Source organism: Aquabacterium sp. (assembly GCF_050725395.1).
Lineage (GTDB): Bacteria > Pseudomonadota > Gammaproteobacteria > Burkholderiales > Burkholderiaceae_C > Aquabacterium.
The window spans coordinates 37,056-55,688 of sequence record NZ_JBOHHL010000031.1 but is presented as its reverse complement, the minus strand read 5'-3'; the positions used below and the strand labels follow the sequence as shown (position 1 = coordinate 55,688).

Here is an 18,633-nt window from a genome sequence, read left to right as displayed (position 1 = left end):
AGTCCCGGGGCCGGGCGGCTACCATGCTGACTTGCGCGCACCTGCCGCGCCATCATGGGTTCTTGTCTTGATCATGAGTTCTGCTGTGTCCCTTGCCTCGCCAGTGTCCGCCACCGCGCCTTTGTCGGTGGCCTTGCTTCAAATCAACCCCACGGTGGGTGACCTGGCCGGCAACGCCCGCCAGATCATCGACAGCAGCCAGCAAGCCTACACCGACGGTGCCCGGCTCGTGGTCACCCCCGAGTTGGCCTTGTGCGGCTACCCACCCGAAGACCTGCTGATGCGGCCGGCTTTCCTGGCGGCATGCGATGCGGCGGTGCTGGACATCGCCAAGGCCCTGGCCCACCTGCCCGACCTGCACCTGGTGCTGGGCCATCCACGCCTGGGCCAGTCCGAAGAACTGCGCACGCGCTCCGTGTCAGCCCCTCGCTTGCTGAACGCGGCGTCGGTTTTGAATGGCGGCCAGGTGACGGCCACCTATGCCAAGCGCGAGTTGCCCAATTACCAGGTCTTCGACGAGCGCCGCTATTTCGTCAGTGGCCGTGAGGCTGAACTCGGCGCCGTGGTGATCGACGTCGCTGGATGGCGCGTCGGCCTGCTGATTTGCGAGGACGCCTGGTTCGACGAGCCGGCTGCATCGGCCAAGGCCCTGGGCGCGCAAGCCTTGGTGGTGCTGAACGCCTCGCCCTTCCATGCTGGCAAGCGTGCCGAACGCGAAACCAGCATGCTCCAGCGCGCGCGCCAGACGGGCCTGCCCTTGTTCTATGCCCACCAGGTGGGGGGGCAGGACGAGGTCGTGTTCGATGGCGCTTCTTTCGCCGTCGATGCCCAGGGCCAGATCCGCGCCCGTGCCCCGAGCTTTCAGGCCGCCACCCTGCTGGCCACCCTGCACCCCGATGGCGCGCTGCACGGTTCGGTGGACGATCCCTTGTCGTTCGAAGCCGAGATCTGGGCGGCGCTGGTCTGTGGTGTGCGCGACTACATCGGCAAGAATGGTTTCCCCGGCGCCATCATCGGCCTGTCGGGGGGCATCGATTCCGCCCTGGTCCTGGCCATCGCGGTCGATGCCCTGGGCACCGACAAGGTCCGCACGGTGATGATGCCATCGCCCTACACGGCCGACATCTCCTGGATCGACGCCAAGGACATGGCCGACCGCTTGAACGTGCGCCACGACGAGATCGCCATCGCGCCCATGTTCGGCGATTTCAAGGCCTCGCTGGCACCGCTCTTCGTGGGCCGGGCCGAGGACACCACCGAGGAAAACATCCAGGCCCGCATTCGCGGCACCTTGCTCATGGCCTTGTCCAACAAAATGGGCGCCATCGTGCTCACCACGGGCAACAAGAGCGAACTGGCCACGGGCTATTGCACTTTGTACGGCGACATGGCGGGGGGCTTTGCCGTCATCAAGGACCTGGCCAAGACCCTGGTCTACAAGCTGTCGCGCTGGCGCAATGAGCAGGCCGTGGCCGCCGGCCAGGTGGAACCCATCCCCGATCGCATCATCACGCGGCCGCCTTCGGCCGAGCTGCGCCCGGACCAGACCGACCAGGACAGCCTGCCGCCTTACGAGGTGCTCGATGCCATCCTGGAGCGCTACATGGAGCTCGACCAGTCCATCGAGGACATCGTCGCGGCAGGATTTGCACGCGCCGATGTGGACCTGGTCACGCGCCTCATCAAGGTCAATGAATACAAGCGTCGCCAGGCTCCGGTGGGGGTGCGCATCACACACCGTGCTTTTGGCAGGGATTGGCGTTATCCCATAACCTCCAAATTCCGCGCCTGACGAATAATCCAGCGAACGTGCTTAAATTGTCACTATCCTTTCGCAGATCTTCCCGGAGCATTCCATGAAACAAATCACCGCCGTCATCAAACCTTTCAAGCTCGAAGAAGTCCGCGAAGCGCTGGCTGAAGTGGGTGTCACCGGCCTGACGGTCACCGAGGTCAAGGGCTTTGGCCGCCAGAAGGGCCACACCGAGCTCTACCGTGGCGCCGAATACGTCGTCGACTTCCTGCCCAAGGTCAAGATCGAAGTCGTCGTCAAGACCACCGACGTGGACCGCTGCATCGAGGCCATCGTCAAGGCTGCCAAGACCGGCAAGATCGGCGACGGCAAGATCTTCGTGACCGCCGTCGAGCAAGTGGTTCGCATCCGCACCGGCGAAACCGACGAAGCCGCCGTCTGACGTCAGGCCGCCCGCATGGCGGCCACGTTGTTCGACCTCAAATGTCAGGCGAGACGCCGCCTGGGCCGACACCATTCGCGCCCGGCGGCGTTTCTGTTTGCGCGGCCTGTGCTTTCAGCCGCGAGGCGTCGGCGTGCAGGCGATCGAGCAGTTCGCCAACCTGCGTTTCGACCAGCAGCAGTTCCTGCACATCGGGCCACAGGAAGCCACCTTCGCGGCTGCGGCCGATGAAGCGCAGCAGGTCGTCGTAGTAGCCTGAAGTGTTCAGCAGGCCCACGGGTTTGTGGTGGTAGCCGAGCTGGCGCCAGGTCCACACCTCGAAGAGTTCTTCCATGGTGCCGATGCCCCCCGCGATGGCCACGAAGGCGTCGGACTGCATGGCCATGAGGTGCTTGCGCTCGTGCATGGTGTCGACCACCTGCAGGTCGGTGACGCCGGGGTGCCCCAGTTCCCGCTGCACCAGCCGCTGAGGGATCACGCCGATCACCGAGCCACCGTGGGCCAGCGCGGCATCGGCCACGGCGCCCATCAGCCCCGTGCTGCCACCGCCGTACACCAGTTGCCAGCCTCGCAGCCCGATCTGGCGGCCCACTTCCCGGGCAGCGGCTTCGTGGGCTGGGTCGGTGCCCATGCGGGATCCGCAATAAACGCACACTGAAAAATCGGCCATGGAAAAAAACTCAGGTTCGGGTGTCGATGAGGCGTGTCTTGCACAAGACATCGTGCAGGAACTGGCGTTGGGGGTGCAGCCAGCTCAGCAGTGCGTACACCGCGATCCAGCCCAGGATGGCGCCGTACACCCATTTGGATTGGTGCCAGCCCAGGAGCCAGGCCCCCACGAAGATCGGCATGAACCAAAGCCAGGCCGCGACGTACCGCATCAATGCCTGGCGGGGGCCCAGCGTGCTGCCATCGAAGGACACGACGCGCAGGTGCCAGGCCCTCATGGCCAGTGTCTGGCCACCATGCGTCCAGAACCAGATGAAATACAGGGCCATGACCAGGAAGGCGGTGGCCATCAGGCCGGACCGGTGCACCAGGGCATGGCGCTGGTTCATCAAAGGCCCGAAGATCATCCCGCTGACAAACAGCACGCCGAACAGCAGCATGCCTTCATACAGGAATGCTGCCAGGCGCCGTCGCACGGAAGGGGCCTGACCTTGCGCGCGCGCAGCGCATTCGGCGGCAGGCAAGGGCAGGAACGGAACGGGGGGGCGGGATTTCATCGGCGGCGCAAGCGGGGCAAGGCGCGAACGATACACCAAGGCACGGGGCCCTTGGTCGGGTGGCGGTCAGCGGGCTTGTGACGCCGGAACGGCTGTCATGGCCGCGCCCTGTGCGCCTTTTTTGGGCAGCAAGGTGACCGGGTCGACGAAGCCTTTGGTGCCCGCGATTTTCGTCAGGCCGGTTTGCTGGTGCAGTGGCGGCGTGGGCCGTTGGCTGACGAGCGTCGTGGTGGCACCGCGCCCGGCCTTGATCAGCGAAGGGGCCACGGCCACGGGGGCCGGGGCGTTCGGGGTCGCACCAGGCACCCAGTTGGACTTGCCGATGGCCTGGTTGTCGCGGTGGCGCTTGCCCGTGGGTTGGCCCAATTCGCGGGGGCCGGCCATGTTGTCGCTCAGGACCACCGGTTGTTGTTTACGGCGCGCTTGCTGGGCCAGGTCACTGCGTTCTTCCGGGCTGAGCGCTTGGTAAGACGCCCATTTTTTCTGGCGCTCTTCGGGCGACAGCTGACGGGTTTGCTGGAACCTCAGGCGCGCTTCACCACGCTGCTGTGCCGGCAATTTGGACCACTGCGTCATGCGTTCCTGCATGCGTTGCTGCTCGACCGGCGAGAGGCCGCCAAACCGGTTGGCCACGTTCACCCAACGTTCCCGGTTGGTGATCTCCATGGTCGGCCACAAGGTGGCCAGAGGCTGAAGGGCCCGGCGCTGGGCGTTGCTGAGGCTGGACCACGAGCCATCCGAGGCGGTGGGCGCGCTGCCGGCGGCATGGGCCCGGGAGGGCGCGGCGGTGGTGCTGAAGTGGCTGAACGCCAGGCTCAGACCCAGCACCGTCGCCCCCAGGGAGGCGCCGAAGGCGACGGAAGCGCGCCGTGTCATGGCTGAGCCTCAGCCTCGTCGCTGCCCTCGTCGTCGTCGTCTTCGCCGGTCGACCCGTCGTCCGAACTGACCGCGGCCTCGTCGGAAATCAATGCGGTTTGTTCGGCGGCCACTGGCGGCTCGGTCTGCAAATATTCTTCGAAGCCCGGGTCGGCATAGGCGGCGGGCGGCAGATCATCGGTCAGCAAGGCCATGTCCACATCGGAGGCGGCTTGCACTTTCTCGGACCGGTACCAGGCGTGGATGCCCCACAAACCGACCACCAGGGCCAGTGCTGGGAGGGCGGACGCCAGGCGCCAGCCCCAGGGCAGGGGGCCTTCGTCCATGCCGCGGCCTTGGTCGCGGTGGCGCATGCCGTCGGTCCAGCCGGACATGGACTGGCCGGACGAGCCCGAACCAGCGAGGCTCATGCCCGCCAGTTGGGTGGCCGGCGCATACGAAGGCGCGGTGGCCACCGCCACTTGCGGGCGGGCCAGCACGGCGGCGCGGACGGCCTGCTCGCGCGCCACGCGCAGACGTTCGGTGATGTCGTGGGGCAGGGCCTGGGCCGATTCATCCAGCCGCGCACTGACGCGCAGGGCAAAGCGGGCCTCGATGGCCTCGATTTGCGCTCTCGACAATGGGGTGTTTGAATTTTTCACAATGCGACTGCTTTTGTTACAACGACATTCCGCGACCATTCAGGGCTCTGGACAGCGCCTGGACGGCCCGGGAGCAATGCGTCTTGACGCTGCCTTCGGAACATCCCATGGCGACCGCCGTTTCAGCGACGTCCATTTCCTCCCAGTAACGCAGCAGGAAGGCTTCCCGTTGACGCGTTGGCAATTTTTGAACTTCGGCCTCGATGATCTTGAGGGTTTCGCCGCGGCTGGCGGTGTCCTCAGCACCTTCCGTGCCCGGTTGATCGATCCGGAGCGCCTCCAGCAGGTCGAAATCACCGTCTCCATCGTCCGCTGACGACTCGAAGTCTCCCAGGTTCTGGAAGACGGCATTGCGAACTTTTTGGCGTCGGAACCAGTCCAGCGTGGCATTGGACAGGATCCGGGCGAACAGCATGGGCCATTCGTTGGAGGGTCGGTCGGCGTAGCTTTGCGTCAGGCGGATCATCGCGTCCTGCACGATGTCCAGGGCCGAATCATCGTCACGCACGGCGAAGGCGGTGCGCTTGAACGCACGGCGCTCAACACTTTTCAGGAAGTCGTTGAGTTCGTCGGCGGTGGAGGGACTGGGCTGGGCGGTCAAGACGCGGGGGCTGGGACAGCCGGATGGCGAGGGCGGATTATGGCACCGGGGCGCAGTCTTTCACACGCGGCGCCTTGAATCACGCACAAGGGGTGCGATAATGTTCGTCTTTGCGTCATCCCGATCTGGCCTGAATTGATCCCCCACCCGGTTATCAACTGGGGTTCGATGGCAGGCCGCGCAGGCTCCAATTCCGCCTCACAAGGGCGAGCACGCTGGTGATCCGTCACCGCAGATGCTGTTTGAGGAGGGGCACCGATCGTTTTTCGTTAGAGAAAATCCGAAAGGTCTTTTTACACCATGGACATGTCCTCTCCCACCACGCCCGAAGTCCTCAATGGCTCCGACATCCTGGTCCGCTGCATGCAGGCCGAAGGTGTCAAGTACATGTGGGGCTACCCCGGCGGCGCCGTTCTGTACATCTACGACGCCCTCTACAAGCAAGACACCATCCAGCACGTGCTGGTGCGCCACGAACAGGCCGCCGTCCACGCCGCCGACGGCTATGCGCGCGCCACGGGTGATGTCGGCGTTGCCCTGGTGACCTCCGGTCCCGGCGTGACCAATGCCATCACCGGCATCGCCACGGCCTACATGGACTCGATCCCCATGGTGATCATCACCGGCCAGGTGCCCACGCCAGCGATCGGCCTGGATGCCTTCCAGGAGTGCGACACCGTCGGCATCACGCGTCCCATCGTCAAGCACAACTTCCTGGTCAAGGACGTGGCCGACCTGGCCATGACCATGAAGAAAGCCTTCCACATCGCCCGCACCGGCCGTCCCGGCCCCGTGGTGGTGGATGTGCCCAAGGACGTCTCGCTCAAGACCACCGCATTCAGCTACCCTGAAACGGTCGAGATGCGCTCGTACAACCCGGTGCGCAAGGGCCATGGCGGCCAGATCCGCAAGGCCGTGCAGCTGCTGTTGGCGGCCAAGCGCCCCTACATCTACACCGGCGGCGGCGTGATTTTGGCCAACGCGGCCAACGAGCTGCGCGAGCTGGTCAACTTGCTGGGCTACCCCACCACCAGCACCCTGATGGGCCTGGGCGCCATTCCCGCATCCGACAAGACCTTCCTGGGCATGCTGGGCATGCACGGCACCTACGAAGCCAACATGACCATGCAGAGCGCCGACGTGGTGCTGGCCGTGGGTGCGCGCTTCGACGACCGCGTGATCGGCAACCCCAAGCACTTCGCCCAGGTCGAGCGCAAGATCATCCACATCGACATCGATCCTTCCTCGATCTCCAAGCGCGTCAAGGTGGACATCCCCATCGTGGGCGACGTCAAGGACGTGCTGATCGAATTGATCGCGCAGATCAAGGAATCGACCCAACGCGCCGACCCGAACGCCCTGGCCACCTGGTGGAACCAGGTCAACGAGTGGAAGAAGCGCGAGTGCCTGAAGTACAAGACCTCCGACGAGGTCATCAAGCCCCAGTTCGTGATCGAAACGCTGGCCAAGCTGACCCGGGGCACCGACAGCTACGTCACGTCCGACGTGGGCCAGCACCAGATGTTCGCGGCGCAGTTCTACCCCTTTGACGAACCCCGCCGCTGGATCAACTCCGGTGGCCTGGGCACGATGGGCGTGGGCCTGCCATACGCCATGGGCATCAAGCTGGCCAAGCCCGACGCCGACGTGTTCTGCGTGACCGGCGAAGGCTCGATCCAGATGTGCATCCAGGAGCTGTCGACCTGCCTGCAGTACCAGACCCCGGTCAAGGTGCTGTCGCTGAACAACCGCTACCTGGGCATGGTGCGCCAATGGCAGCAGCTGGACTACGGAAGCCGCTACTCGCACAGCTACATGGACGCGCTGCCCGACTTCGTGAAGCTGGCCGAGGCCTATGGCCACGTCGGCATGCTGATCGAGCGCCCGGGTGACGTGGAAGGCGCGCTGCGCGAAGCCATCAAGCTGAAGGACCGCACCGTGTTCCTGGACATCCGCACCGACCCGACGGAAAACGTCTGGCCGATGGTGAAGGCTGGCCAGGGCATTTCCGAGATGCTGCTGGGTTCGGAAGACCTGTAACGCTCACTTTGTTCCCGGCCTTCGCGAGGGGGCCGCAGCCAGGTGCTTGCCGGTGCCTGCGCGGGCGGTTTCTTCAAGCTTGGTCGGGGTTTTGACACCACTCATTGATCGAACGACGTGGCCACGGCCATCGGGTTACCGCCCGCTGGCTCAAGAGCGCGAAGAACGATGGACAACATGAAACACATCATTGCATTGCTGCTTGAAAACGAACCCGGCGCGCTGTCGCGTGTGGTCGGCTTGTTTTCCGCCCGGGGCTACAACATCGAGAGCCTGACCGTGGCCACCACCGAGGACGCTTCCCTGTCGCGCATGACCATCGTCACCAGCGGCTCGGACGACGTGATCGAACAGATCACCAAGCACCTCAACCGTTTGATCGAAGTCGTCAAGGTCGTCGACCTGTCCGAAGGCCCTTACACCGAGCGCGAGCTGATGCTCATCAAGGTGCGCGCCGTGGGCAAGGAACGCGACGAGATGAAGCGCATGGCCGACATCTTCCGCGGCCGCATCGTCGACGTGACCGACAAGACCTACACCATTGAATTGACGGGCGTCGCCGCCAAGCTCGATGCCTTCATCGAAGCCATCGACCGCGCCGCCATCCTAGAAACCGTGCGCACCGGGACCAGCGGGATCGGGCGTGGCGAGCGCATCTTGCGCGTCTGAACTTCTCCCGCTTTTTTCCGCTGTCCTCAGCACCCACACATTCACTGATTTTTCGACGGAGCACCACATGAAGGTTTATTACGACAAAGACGCAGACCTGAGCCTGATCAAGGGCAAGAATGTCGCCATCATCGGCTACGGCTCGCAAGGCCATGCCCACGCCCAAAACCTGACGGACTCGGGCGTGAAGGTCACGGTCGGCCTGCGCAAGGGCGGCGCGTCCTGGAGCAAGGTCGAAGCCGCTGGCATCAAGGTCGCTGAAGTCGACGAAGCCGTCAAGGGCGCCGATGTCGTCATGATCCTGCTGCCCGACGAGAACATCCCCGAGGTGTACAAGAACAACGTCGAGCCCAACATCAAGCAAGGCGCCGTGCTGGCCTTTGCCCACGGCTTCAACGTGCATTACAACCAGGTCATCCCCCGCGCTGACCTGGACGTGATCATGGTCGCCCCCAAGGGCCCTGGCCACACCGTGCGTTCCGAGTACAAGAAGGGCGGCGGCGTGCCTTCCCTGATCGCCATCTACCAGGACAAGTCCGGCAAGGCCAAGGACATCGCCCTGTCGTACGCGGCGGCCAACGGCGGCACCAAGGGTGGCGTGATCGAGACCAACTTCCGCGAAGAAACCGAAACCGACCTGTTCGGCGAACAAGCCGTGCTGTGCGGTGGTGCCGTCGAGCTGGTGAAGATGGGCTTCGAGACGCTGACCGAAGCCGGTTACGCGCCTGAAATGGCCTACTTCGAATGCCTGCACGAACTGAAGCTGATCGTTGACCTCATGTACGAAGGCGGCATCGCCAACATGAACTACTCGATCTCGAACAACGCCGAATACGGCGAGTACGTGACCGGCACGGAAGTGATCAACGAGCAATCGCGCGCCGCCATGCGCAATGCCCTGAAGCGCATCCAGACTGGCGAATACGCCAAGATGTTCATCCAGGAAGGCAAGACGAACTACCCGAGCATGACCGCTCGCCGTCGCCTGAACGCCGTGCACCCGATCGAAACCGTCGGTGGCGAACTGCGCGCGATGATGCCCTGGATCTCGAAGAACAAGCTGGTCGACCAGTCCAAGAACTGATCCACCACTGATCAGCGCTTGAATTGAAAAGCCGCCTGGGGTGACCCGGCGGCTTTTTTCATGCTCGCTGAGTTCCAGTCAAGCCCGTGGCTGGCTGGGTGATCTCGATGTCCGGGTAGTGGTTGAAGAACTCTTCGACGGAGCCGGCCGAACTCAAGGACTCGATCACGACGGGCAGGGGATCGGGCCAGATCTCGGGAAAGTCGCATTCCTGCGGCAGTTGCAGGGCAAAGGCCAGTTGCTCGACCGGCGGCGTGAACTGCGCGCACACCCCGGGCTTGTTGCCGCGCGGATCGAGCCGGTACCAGCCGTGGTCTTTCAGGTGCACCGCGTTCAATCCATGCAGGCAGAAGGGCCCGCGGCCGGGATTGACGGCCAGGCGCTGGTAGCACAGCCCGGTGGGAATGCCCTTGGACCGCAGCAGGGCGGCCAGCAGGTGGCTCTTGGCATAACAATAACCCGTGCCATGGGTCAGCACGTCCGAGGCGCGGATGGTGACCGGGTTGAGCTTGAAATCGCCGCTGTGCTTGACCTCGTCGCGCACGAATTCGAAGCAGCGTTGGGTGGTCTCCAGGTCGGTCTGGCAGCCCTGCGTCAGTTCGTCGGCCTTGGCGATGATGCTGGGGTGGGCATGGTCGATGAATTCAGTGGAACGAAGGTAGGGGGCGAGTGGCATGGTCTTGAGGAGGGGCGTCACGATGGCGGGTAAAACCTGTCACGATCAAGGGTAGCGGGTTTACGCAGCTTTACACCGGGGAAACCCGATCTTGTCAGCGCGGCTTGTCGTCGCCACGTTGTACAGCTACCGCCCGCTTTCGAGGCGGAAAATGGGGGTCTATGAATTCCACGAGCATCGCCTCGCTGGCCATGCGGCAATTGATGGTGGCGGCCGCCCTGATGGTCTTGTCGGGGTCCATGGGCTTGCCCGTGCCTGCGCCACCGGGGTTGGTCCAGGCGGCGTCGCTGGAAGATCAAAGCTTTGACGATACCCTGGTGGTGTCCGACCGCACCTTGCGCCTCAATGGCCTGGGTTTGCGGGGTGTGGCCTGGGTCAAGGCCTTCGTGGCGGGTCTTTACCTCGCCGCGCCTTCCAAAGAACCAGGCCAGATCCTGGCCATGCAGGGCCCCAAGCGCCTGCGCCTCAAGGTCATGCTGGAAGCGCCCAGCGTCGAGTTGACCAAATCCATGCGCCATGGCGTGCAGCGCAACGAACCCGCCGAGCTTCATGCGCAACTCCAGGACCGCGTCAATGTGCTGGCCGCTGGCATCGACGGCATCGGCACCTTCCATCCTGGCGATGTGCTGGACCTGGATTTCGTACCGGGCCAGGGCACGCAACTGGTGCTCAATGGCCGGACCCTGTCCACGGTGATCGCGGGCGACGACTTCTACCGGGCGATCCTGAAGATTTTCATCGGCGAGCGGCCGGTGGACAAACGCATGAAAGCGGGGTTGCTCCGTGGTTCGGCTGCCTGACGAAACGCGGGCGTCCGACGACCCGCACCTGCACCGCTTCATCGATGCCCTGTGGCTCGAGGATGGGCTGAGCGCCAACAGCCTGGCCGCCTACCGCCGCGACCTGGCCGCGCTGGCCGTGTGGCTGGCCTCGCAGCCCGCCCGGTCCACGCTGATCCAGGCCAGCGAGCTTGACCTGCAGGCTTATGCCGCGGCCCGCCATGCCGAATCCAAGCCGACCTCGGTGGGGCGCCGCCTGAGTGTGTTCCGCCGGTTCTACCGCTGGGCACTGCGCGAGGGCCTGACCACGCAAGATCCGACCCTGCGCATGGACGCGCCGCGCCAGCGCCTGCGCACGCCCGGCACGCTCACCGAAACCCAGGTAGAGGCCTTGCTGGCCGCGCCCGATGCCGACGAGACCCTGGGTCTGCGCGATCGCGCCATGCTGGAGTTGATGTACGCCAGCGGCCTGCGCGTGAGCGAACTGGTCGAACTCAAGACCGTGCACGTGGGCCTGAACGAAGGCGTGCTGCGCATCACCGGCAAGGGCAGCAAGGAGCGGCTGGTGCCTTTCGGGGCCGAGGCCGGCGAATGGCTGCAGCGTTATTTGATCGATTCGCGCGCCTTCATCCTGAACGGGCAGAGCAGCGATGCCTTGTTCGTCACGTCGCGTGGTGGTCCGATGACGCGGCAGATGTTCTGGAAGCTGGTCAAGAAATACGCCTTGCTGTCGGGCATCAGCCAGGCCTTGTCGCCGCACACCTTGCGCCATGCCTTTGCCACCCACTTGCTGAACCATGGTGCTGATTTGCGCGTGGTGCAGATGCTGCTGGGCCACGCCGACATCTCGACCACCCAGGTCTACACGCACGTCGCACGCGAGCGGCTGCGCTTGCTGCACGCGCAGCACCATCCCCGAGGCTGATCCGGCTGCTTGTTTCTGGGCGTTCCGTTCAGTTCAGCGCTTTGGACGTCCAAAGCTGTTCCAGCGCGTAAAGCTCGTCCTCTTCAAAGCCGGCCGCGCGGCGGGCTTCCAGGTTGAACGGGCCTTTCAGACGGGGCGCGCTGAACCGGGCGGCCAATTCGGCGTAGGTCGACAGCGGGTCCAGGCCACGTTGCGCGCACAGAATCCGATACCACTTGTTGCCCACGGCCACGTGCCCAATCTCATCCCGCAGGATGATGTCGATGATGTCCGCACCCTTCTGGTCTTCGATGTCCAGCAGCTTGGCCTTGATCGGCGGCGATGCATCCAGGCCGCGTGCTTCCATCGTTCTGGGCACCAACGCAATCCTGGCCAGCATGTCGTGCTTCGTCTTCTCGGCCATTTCCCACAAGGAGTTGTGGGCCGGGAAGTGGCCGTAGTCGAACCCCAGGCTCACGAGGTGGTCGCGCAGGAGTGTGAAATGCAAGGCCTCTTCCTTGCTCACTTTCAGCCAGTCCTGGTAGAACTCATCTGGCATGCCGTGAAAGCGGGCGGCCAGGTCCAGCGCCAGATCAATGGCGTTCAGTTCGATGTGGGCGAGGGCATGGATCAGCGCCGCGTGCCCCTCGGGGTTTCGCACGGACCGCGTTTTGAGCTGGGTGTGCGGCACCAGTTCAGGGCGGGCAGGGCGCCCTGGGATGCCCGCGGGCTCTGCCATGGCCTCTGCCGCGCCGCAAGGGCCACTCAGGTCGAGCGCCATGGTGCCCTTGGCTTTCGTCTCGGGATCGCGGGTCAGGAGAAGGCCGAGGGCTTGTCGTCGAAGGGTGTCCATCACCCGATGCTATCAATGGAACGGCGCTGGTGCGCCGCGGCTCACTCCGCCCAGACGATCCAGCCCTGGTGGGCCGACACCAGCACCAGGATGCCGAACGCGATCCGGTACCAGGCGAAAGGCACGAAATTGTGGGTGGCCACATAGCGCAGCAACCAGCGCACGCAGACCCAGGCCGAGATGAACGAGAACGCGAGGCCCACGCCGAAGAGCGGCAGGTCGGCCAGGGACAGCAGTTCGCGCTCTTTGTACAGGCTGTACAAGCCGGCGCCCACCAGCGTGGGAATGCCCAGGAAGAAGCTGAACTCGGTCGATGCCTTGCGCGACAGCCCCAGGAACATGCCGCCGATGATGGTCGCGCCCGAGCGGCTGGTGCCAGGGATCATGCCCAGGCACTGGACGAAGCCGATCTTGAGGGCGTCCAGCACGCTCAGGTCGTCCACCGTCTGCACGCGGGGGACGGCGTGCTCGGCTTTGCTGGCACGGCGCTCGGCCCACAGGATGATCAGGCCACCCACGATGAAGGCACTGGCCACCACGGGTGCATTGAACAGGTGCGCCTTGATGACTTTGCCCAGGGCCAGGCCGATCACGGCCGCGGGCAAGAAACCCACGACCACGTTGATGGCGAAGCGTTGAGCTCGGGGCTCGGAGCCCAGGCCTGCCAGCGTGTCGCGCAGCCGTTGCCAATAGACCAGCACGATGGCGAAGATGGCCCCGGACTGGATGGCGATGTCGAAGACCTTGGCCTTGTCGGCACCGACGTTCGACTGGAAATCGAGCAGCGAACCCGCGAGGATCAGGTGTCCGGTGCTGGAGATGGGCAGGAATTCAGTCAGCCCCTCCACGATACCCATCAACACGGCCTTGAAAAACAGCATGGTATCCACGTCGACGAGTCCTCTGAGTTGCTAGCAAGCGGGCATCTTAGGGCAGGGCAAGCCCGGCCAACCCCCCAGCCTGTTGGCGGGAAATGAGCTCGGGCACCCTTGGATGGGGGGTCTTGTCTACGCTGCGCCACAGGTCCGCTGTCTGGCGGAACCATTTGGCCGCCACCGCGATCTTTCAAGGTGCTTTGCTCGGCATGAGCCGCCTCGACGCCACCGCGATAGACTTCGGCCGCGCTGATTCGCCTTTCAAACCCGGTTTCCCATGAAGATATTTTTCGACCTGTTGCCGCTGCTGCTGTTCTTTGGTGCCTACACCTGGGCTGGTGGCCACAAGGAGCTGGCGGCCGAATGGATGACCCATTACCTGGGCTTCATGGTGTCTGGCGGGGTGGTCGCGGCCAAGGAAGCGCCCATGCTCTTGTCCACGGTGGTGATGGTGTGCTGCGGCGTGGTCCAGATCGCCGTGCTCAAGATCCTGCGCCACAAGGTGGACATGATGCTGTGGGGCACCTTGATCGTGGGCACGGTCCTGGGCGGCGTGTCGCTGTGGTTGCACAGTGCCATCTTCTTTCAGTGGAAGCCCACTGTGTTGTACTGGCTGATGAGCGCTGGTTTCCTGATCGCCGAGGTCATCATGAAGCGGCGCGTGCTGCACAAAATGATGGGGGGACAGATCGACGCACCCGATGGTGTGTGGCTCAAGCTGGGCTGGGCCTGGGCGGGCTTCTTCGCCTTCATGGGCATCCTGAACCTCATCGTGGTCTACAACTTCACCGAAGAGCAGTGGGTGAGCTTCAAGGTGTGGGGCACGTCGGCCCTGATGGTGGTGTTCATGCTGGCCCAGGGGCTTTACCTGAGCCGGCACATGCCGCCCGTCCCCGACGACGCTGCCAAGGCCAAGTGAACTTTTCAGGCACCCCATGACTCCACACCAAGGCGTGACCGCCGAACAAATCCAATCCGCCCTGACATTGGCGCTTGAGCCGCTCAGCATCGAAGTGACCGACGACAGTCACCTCCATGCGGGGCACGAGGGCGCCAAGTCCGGGCGGCATTTCAGCGTGCATTTGCGTGCGGCCTGCTTTAACGGCCTGTCACACGTTCAACGGCATCGCCTTGTGTATGATGCCCTTCGCGATTTGATACCGCAGGGCATCCATGCGTTGGCCATCAAGGCCGAGCCTGTCTGAAACCGAAACAACCTAACAAAATTCGCTCATGAAGACTTTCCGCACCCATGTCATCAAGTCTGCCGTGCTGGCCGCGACCCTGTCGCTGGCGGCACCTCTGGTGATGGCCCAGAACATCGCCATCGTCAATGGCAAGCCGGTGCCCAAGGCGCGGTTCGACGCCATGATGACCCAGATCCTGAAGCAAGGTCAGCAAGCCAAGACGCCCGACCTGGAAGCCAAGGTCAAGGAAGAGCTGGTGCTGCGCGAGATCTTCGTGCAAGAGGCCGAGAAGAAGGGCATCGCCCAAACCGCCGACTACAAGACGCAAATGGAATTCGCGCGTCAGTCGATCCTGATCCAGGCCCTGTTCGCCGACTTCCAGGGCAAGAACAAGGAAAACGAGGCCGAGTTGCGCGCCGAGTACGACCAGATCAAGGCCCAGAACGGCGACAAGGAATACCGCGCTCGCCACATCCTGGTCGAGAAGGAAGAAGACGCCAAGGCGCTGATCACCCAGCTCAAGGCCGGTGCCAAATTCGAAGACCTGGCCAAGAAGAACTCCAAGGACCCCGGTTCCGCTGAAAACGGCGGCGACCTGGATTGGGCAGCCCCTGGCAACTACGTGCCCGAGTTCTCCGAAGCCATGTCCAAGCTGGAAAAGGGCAAGTTCACCGAAACGCCGGTGAAGTCGCAATTCGGCTACCACATCATCAAGCTGGAAGACACGCGCGCCACCCAGTTCCCGCCCTACGACGAAGTCAAGGCCCAGTTGCAGCAGCGCAATGCGCAAGCCAAGCTGGCCAAGTACCGCGACGAGCTGAAAGCCAAGGCCAAGACCGATTTCAAGTTCAACGCCCCCGTGAACTGATCGTTGTCAGGTCAGCCTGCCCGGGTCAGCAGCGCGGCATTGCCGCCTGCCGCCGCCGTGTTGATGCTGACCACCTGCTCGGTGCAAAACCGCAGCAGATAGTGAGGGCCCCCGGCTTTCGGGCCGGTGCCGCTCCACCCCTGGCCGCCGAAGGGCTGCGACCCGACCACGGCGCCAGTCATGCCCCGATTCACATACACATTGCCGACGCGTGAGCGTCGGGCGATGTGCTGCGCGCGCGAATCGATGCGGGTCTGCACCCCCAAGGTCAAACCATAGCCCGTGGCATTGATCTGATCGATCAGGGCATCGATGTCTGGCGCGGTGGTGCCGGGGCCCCAGCGCACCACGTGAAGGATGGGGCCGAAATGCTCGGCCGTCAGTGCGCTGACGCTGGGCAAGGTGTAGGCCGTGGGCGGCACGATGTGGGCCGTGCCGACAGCCGGTGGCGCCAGCTTGGTCCGGCCGATCAGGCGGACGCCCGACCGAGGCTGCTGCGATTGGTGGTCCAGTTCGGACAGGTGAGCACCGAGCAGTTCATGCGCGTGGGCGTCGATGACCGGGCCCACGTCGGTGGCCCAATCGGCGCTGTCGCCCGTGACCAGCGTTTGCAGGGCACCGGCCAGCATGGCTTCCAGGGCATCGGCCGTGGCGCTGTGCAGGCACAGCAGGCGCAGTGCCGAGCAGCGCTGGCCCGCGCTCAAGAAAGCGCTGGCCACCACGGCGTCCATCACCTGTTCGGGCAGGGCGGTGCTGTCGACCACCATGGCGTTGAGGCCACCGGTTTCGGCGATCAGGGGAACGATGGGCCGGTCGCCCTGGGCCAGCATGCGCTGGATGCGTTTGCCCGTGGCCACCGAGCCGGTGAAGGCCACGCCCGCGCAGTGCTTGCTGGCCACCAGGGCAGCGCCGACGATTGGCCCGGGGCCACAGGCGCAGCCCAGCGCGTTGGCAGGCACCCCGGCCTGGTGCAGCAGGGCCACGAAGCGTCGGCCGATGGCGGGGGTTTGGTCGGCGGGTTTGGCCGCCACGGTATTGCCGGCCGCCAGCGCTGCCATGACCTGCCCGCCAAAGATGGCGAGGGGAAAGTTCCAGGGCGCGATGCAGACGAAGACGCCTCGGCCGCGCAGTTGCCATTCGTTGCTCTCGCCGGTGGGACCGGTCAGCACCTGGACCTTTAAATGGTGGCGGCCTTGCTGGGCGTAGTAGCGCGCCAGGTCGATGGTTTCGCGCACCTCGGCCACGGCATCGCTCATGGTCTTGCGGGCCTCGACCACCAGGTCGGCGGCCCAGCTGTCGAACTCGGCCTCCAGTTGGTTGGCCACGCGGTCGAGCATGGCGCAACGCGTGGTCGCGGGCGTTTCTTCCCACGTTGACCAACCCTGGCTGAGCGCTTCCATCAAGGCCTGGCTTTCAGCGGCGCCCAGGTCATGGCAGGGCGAGGGCACCTTCGATTGCTGGCGCCGCAGTTGCACGGAGGCTTCGAGGGCGTCCCGGTGCAGTTGGCAGTTCAGGTCGCGGCCCAGGGCATTGCGCCGTTCCGGGCCATGCAAGCGCACTGGCGGCACCACCGCCAGATCGTGGTCCGCATTGGCGGTGGTGAGCCAGGGCGAGGCCAAAAGTTCATCCAGGCTGACTTGCGGATCGGCCAACTGGTGCACGAAGGACGCGTTGGCGCCGTTTTCCAGCAGCCGCCGCACGAGGTAGGCCAGCAGGTCGCGGTGCTCGCCCACCGGGGCGTAGATGCGCAGGGCCGCGCCGGTCTCGGGCGATGCCTTGGGGCGGCGCAGTTCGCGGTAAACGCCTTCGCCCATGCCGTGCAGGCGTTGCCATTCATAGCGTTCCGGCCCGACGCCGTGTCGCCGTGCCAGTTGCATGACGGCGGCGATGGTGGCCGCGTTGTGGGTGGCGAACTGGGGGTAGAGCACACCGCTGTGGGCCAGCAGGGCATCGGCGCAGGCCAGGTAGGACAAGTCGGTGTTGCCCTTGTGCGTGTAGACGGGGTAGCCGTTCAAGCCGAGTTCTTGGGCGCGCTTGACCTCGGTGTCCCAGTAGGCGCCTTTGACCAGGCGCACGGTGAGGCGCTTGTCATGGGCGGTGGCCAGGCGGTGCACTTCGTCGATCACGGCCAGGGCACGGTGCTGGTAGGCCTGCACGGCCAGGCCCAGGCCATCGCCGGCGGCGGGCATCAGGCGGGCGAGCAGATCCAGTTGCAGCTCCAGGCGGAAGGATTCCTCGGCATCCAGGGTCAGCAGCACGCCGGCTTCGTCGGCCTGGCGGGCGAGTTGTTCCAGGCGGGGCAACAGTTCGCGAACCAGGGCCGTGTGTTGCGAAGGATCGAAGCGTGGGTGCAGGGCGGACAGCTTGATGGACAGGCCCTGGCGCTCCGAGAACGGCAATTGGCGCGCAGGGTGGCCATGGGCTTGGCCCAGCTTCGACAGGGCTTGCTGGTAGGCGGCCAGGTAGCGGTCGGCGTCTACCCAGGTGCGCGCGCCTTCGCCGAGCATGTCAAAGCTGTGGCGGGTGCCCAGGCCTTGGTCGGTGTCGGCCTGGGTTTGCTTGCGGGCCTGGCCCAAAGCCTCGTCCATGGTCTGGCCGAGCACGAACTGGCGTCCCAGCAACTGCAGGGCACGGGCGGTGGCCGACACCACGGTGGGCCCGCCCAGGCGCTGCACCAACGACGGGGTGGTGCCTTTGGCGTCCGAGGCTGGCAGCAGTTGGTGCGCCAGGTCCAGCACGCGGGCCGAGGCGCCGGACAACCAGGGGTGGGCAGAGCCTTGGCCCACGTGCTTGGCGAAATCGGCCTGGCCGAGCTGGTCGCCGATCAGGGCTTGGGCGGTGTCCTGGTCGGGCACGCGCAGCAGGGCTTCGGCCAGCCGCATCAGGGCCAGGCCTTCGCTGCTGGACAGCGGGAACTCCTGAAGCAGGGACTCGAGCGCCCAGAAAGGCGGTGGCCGGTGGCGGATGCCACGCACCCACGGCTCGCATTGCTGGCGGACCTGGCCCCAGTCCAGCCTGTCCTGCAGGCGAAGCCTCAGCTTGTCGACTTGCTCGGCCTCGTCGGCCCAGGGCAGCGGTAAGCGGTCGGAGAGTTTGTTCACGGCGCACTCCAATCAACGTCTTCAGACTAACGTCAATGGGCGCGCGGGGTCTAGTGCA

The 18,633-nt window shown here is 64.6% G+C and carries 19 protein-coding genes; 10 read left to right on the top strand and 9 right to left on the bottom strand.

Annotation, left to right across the window (positions count from 1 at the left end):
* Positions 1 to 73: 73 nt before the first annotated feature.
* Together ACREB4_RS16805 and ACREB4_RS16800 are read left to right on the top strand one after the other, a co-directional pair.
* Positions 74 to 1,792 carry an NAD+ synthase gene (locus tag ACREB4_RS16805; RefSeq protein WP_431589387.1) on the top strand — a complete coding sequence of 573 codons (1,719 nt, stop codon included), beginning with the start codon at positions 74 to 76 and terminating at the stop codon, positions 1,790 to 1,792.
* A gap of 64 nt (positions 1,793 to 1,856) precedes the next feature.
* Positions 1,857 to 2,195, top strand: a complete 339-nt coding sequence (locus ACREB4_RS16800; RefSeq protein ID WP_431589386.1) for a P-II family nitrogen regulator — start codon at positions 1,857 to 1,859, stop codon at positions 2,193 to 2,195.
* Between the two features lie 37 nt (positions 2,196 to 2,232).
* Here the strand turns inward: ACREB4_RS16800 and ACREB4_RS16795 are convergent, their stop codons facing one another.
* From ACREB4_RS16795 to ACREB4_RS16775, 5 genes are all read right to left on the bottom strand, one after another.
* On the bottom strand, positions 2,233 to 2,826 hold the full coding sequence (locus tag ACREB4_RS16795; protein WP_431589385.1) for a TIGR00730 family Rossman fold protein: 594 nt from the start codon (positions 2,824 to 2,826) through the stop codon (positions 2,233 to 2,235).
* Between the two features lie 49 nt (positions 2,827 to 2,875).
* Positions 2,876 to 3,421, bottom strand: coding sequence for an RDD family protein (locus tag ACREB4_RS16790; protein WP_431589384.1), 546 nt, complete (start codon positions 3,419 to 3,421; stop codon positions 2,876 to 2,878).
* 66 nt (positions 3,422 to 3,487) lie between these two features.
* On the bottom strand, positions 3,488 to 4,297 hold the full coding sequence (locus tag ACREB4_RS16785) for a DUF3106 domain-containing protein (RefSeq protein ID WP_431589383.1): 810 nt from the start codon (positions 4,295 to 4,297) through the stop codon (positions 3,488 to 3,490).
* Entirely contained in the window at positions 4,294 to 4,917 is a 624-nt protein-coding gene (locus ACREB4_RS16780) for a DUF3619 family protein (RefSeq protein ID WP_431589382.1), read from the bottom strand. The genes ACREB4_RS16785 and ACREB4_RS16780 overlap by 4 nt, the downstream gene beginning before the upstream one ends.
* Positions 4,918 to 4,954: 37 nt before the next feature.
* Positions 4,955 to 5,539 carry an RNA polymerase sigma factor gene (locus tag ACREB4_RS16775; protein ID WP_431589381.1) on the bottom strand — a complete coding sequence of 195 codons (585 nt, stop codon included), beginning with the start codon at positions 5,537 to 5,539 and terminating at the stop codon, positions 4,955 to 4,957.
* A 300-nt stretch (positions 5,540 to 5,839) separates the two neighbouring features.
* On the opposite strand from ACREB4_RS16775, the gene ACREB4_RS16770 reads away from it, so the two are divergent.
* From ACREB4_RS16770 to ilvC, 3 genes are all read left to right on the top strand, one after another.
* Positions 5,840 to 7,579, top strand: a complete 1,740-nt coding sequence (locus tag ACREB4_RS16770; RefSeq protein ID WP_431589380.1) for an acetolactate synthase 3 catalytic subunit — start codon at positions 5,840 to 5,842, stop codon at positions 7,577 to 7,579.
* Positions 7,580 to 7,756: 177 nt separating this feature from the next.
* Complete coding sequence (ilvN, locus tag ACREB4_RS16765; protein WP_431589379.1) at positions 7,757 to 8,248, top strand: acetolactate synthase small subunit; 492 nt, start codon at positions 7,757 to 7,759, stop codon at positions 8,246 to 8,248.
* Positions 8,249 to 8,315: 67 nt separating this feature from the next.
* Positions 8,316 to 9,332 carry a ketol-acid reductoisomerase gene (ilvC, locus tag ACREB4_RS16760; protein ID WP_230179540.1) on the top strand — a complete coding sequence of 339 codons (1,017 nt, stop codon included), beginning with the start codon at positions 8,316 to 8,318 and terminating at the stop codon, positions 9,330 to 9,332.
* 58 nt (positions 9,333 to 9,390) lie between these two features.
* On the opposite strand, the gene ACREB4_RS16755 is transcribed toward ilvC, so the two are convergent.
* Positions 9,391 to 10,029 (bottom strand): transglutaminase-like domain-containing protein, encoded by a 639-nt coding sequence (locus ACREB4_RS16755; protein ID WP_431589378.1) that lies wholly within the window; start codon positions 10,027 to 10,029, stop codon positions 9,391 to 9,393.
* Positions 10,030 to 10,169: 140 nt separating this feature from the next.
* Between ACREB4_RS16755 and ACREB4_RS16750 the strand changes: the two genes are divergently transcribed.
* Together ACREB4_RS16750 and xerD are read left to right on the top strand one after the other, a co-directional pair.
* Positions 10,170 to 10,808: a chalcone isomerase family protein gene (locus ACREB4_RS16750; RefSeq protein WP_431589377.1), complete on the top strand. Its 639-nt coding sequence runs from the start codon at positions 10,170 to 10,172 to the stop codon at positions 10,806 to 10,808.
* A complete protein-coding gene (gene xerD / locus ACREB4_RS16745) occupies positions 10,792 to 11,712 on the top strand; it encodes a site-specific tyrosine recombinase XerD (protein WP_431589376.1) in 921 nt (306 codons plus the stop codon). The genes ACREB4_RS16750 and xerD overlap by 17 nt, the downstream gene beginning before the upstream one ends.
* Positions 11,713 to 11,740: 28 nt before the next feature.
* Here the strand turns inward: xerD and ACREB4_RS16740 are convergent, their stop codons facing one another.
* Together ACREB4_RS16740 and ACREB4_RS16735 are read right to left on the bottom strand one after the other, a co-directional pair.
* Entirely contained in the window at positions 11,741 to 12,544 is an 804-nt protein-coding gene (locus ACREB4_RS16740; RefSeq protein WP_431589375.1) for a ferritin-like domain-containing protein, read from the bottom strand.
* Between the two features lie 41 nt (positions 12,545 to 12,585).
* Complete coding sequence (locus tag ACREB4_RS16735; RefSeq protein ID WP_431589374.1) at positions 12,586 to 13,434, bottom strand: undecaprenyl-diphosphate phosphatase; 849 nt, start codon at positions 13,432 to 13,434, stop codon at positions 12,586 to 12,588.
* Positions 13,435 to 13,696: 262 nt separating this feature from the next.
* Between ACREB4_RS16735 and ACREB4_RS16730 the strand changes: the two genes are divergently transcribed.
* From ACREB4_RS16730 to ACREB4_RS16720, 3 genes are read left to right on the top strand one after another with little or no spacing between them, the layout of a single operon-like run.
* Positions 13,697 to 14,338 carry a septation protein A gene (locus ACREB4_RS16730; RefSeq protein WP_431589373.1) on the top strand — a complete coding sequence of 214 codons (642 nt, stop codon included), beginning with the start codon at positions 13,697 to 13,699 and terminating at the stop codon, positions 14,336 to 14,338.
* Between the two features lie 16 nt (positions 14,339 to 14,354).
* Positions 14,355 to 14,624 (top strand): BolA family protein, encoded by a 270-nt coding sequence (locus ACREB4_RS16725; RefSeq protein WP_431589372.1) that lies wholly within the window; start codon positions 14,355 to 14,357, stop codon positions 14,622 to 14,624.
* A gap of 28 nt (positions 14,625 to 14,652) precedes the next feature.
* Positions 14,653 to 15,474, top strand: coding sequence for a peptidylprolyl isomerase (locus ACREB4_RS16720; RefSeq protein ID WP_431589371.1), 822 nt, complete (start codon positions 14,653 to 14,655; stop codon positions 15,472 to 15,474).
* Between the two features lie 11 nt (positions 15,475 to 15,485).
* On the opposite strand, the gene putA is transcribed toward ACREB4_RS16720, so the two are convergent.
* Complete coding sequence (putA, locus tag ACREB4_RS16715; RefSeq protein WP_431589370.1) at positions 15,486 to 18,575, bottom strand: bifunctional proline dehydrogenase/L-glutamate gamma-semialdehyde dehydrogenase PutA; 3,090 nt, start codon at positions 18,573 to 18,575, stop codon at positions 15,486 to 15,488.
* Between the last annotated feature and the right edge of the window lie 58 nt (positions 18,576 to 18,633).

What these genes read in the sequence shown, in the direction of transcription:
- ACREB4_RS16805 (WP_431589387.1), top strand. Translation starts at nt 74, where the DNA reads ATGAGTTCTGCTGTGTCCCTTGCCTCGCCAGTGTCCGCCACCGCGCCT.
- ACREB4_RS16800 (WP_431589386.1), top strand. Translation starts at nt 1,857, where the DNA reads ATGAAACAAATCACCGCCGTCATCAAACCTTTCAAGCTCGAAGAAGTC.
- ACREB4_RS16795 (WP_431589385.1), bottom strand. Translation starts at nt 2,826, where the DNA reads ATGGGCACCGACCCAGCCCACGAAGCCGCTGCCCGGGAAGTGGGCCGC.
- ACREB4_RS16790 (WP_431589384.1), bottom strand. Translation starts at nt 3,421, where the DNA reads ATGAAATCCCGCCCCCCCGTTCCGTTCCTGCCCTTGCCTGCCGCCGAA.
- ACREB4_RS16785 (WP_431589383.1), bottom strand. Translation starts at nt 4,297, where the DNA reads ATGACACGGCGCGCTTCCGTCGCCTTCGGCGCCTCCCTGGGGGCGACG.
- ACREB4_RS16770 (WP_431589380.1), top strand. Translation starts at nt 5,840, where the DNA reads ATGGACATGTCCTCTCCCACCACGCCCGAAGTCCTCAATGGCTCCGAC.
- ilvN (WP_431589379.1), top strand. Translation starts at nt 7,757, where the DNA reads ATGAAACACATCATTGCATTGCTGCTTGAAAACGAACCCGGCGCGCTG.
- ilvC (WP_230179540.1), top strand. Translation starts at nt 8,316, where the DNA reads ATGAAGGTTTATTACGACAAAGACGCAGACCTGAGCCTGATCAAGGGC.
- ACREB4_RS16750 (WP_431589377.1), top strand. Translation starts at nt 10,170, where the DNA reads ATGAATTCCACGAGCATCGCCTCGCTGGCCATGCGGCAATTGATGGTG.
- ACREB4_RS16740 (WP_431589375.1), bottom strand. Translation starts at nt 12,544, where the DNA reads ATGGACACCCTTCGACGACAAGCCCTCGGCCTTCTCCTGACCCGCGAT.
- ACREB4_RS16730 (WP_431589373.1), top strand. Translation starts at nt 13,697, where the DNA reads ATGAAGATATTTTTCGACCTGTTGCCGCTGCTGCTGTTCTTTGGTGCC.
- ACREB4_RS16725 (WP_431589372.1), top strand. Translation starts at nt 14,355, where the DNA reads ATGACTCCACACCAAGGCGTGACCGCCGAACAAATCCAATCCGCCCTG.
- ACREB4_RS16720 (WP_431589371.1), top strand. Translation starts at nt 14,653, where the DNA reads ATGAAGACTTTCCGCACCCATGTCATCAAGTCTGCCGTGCTGGCCGCG.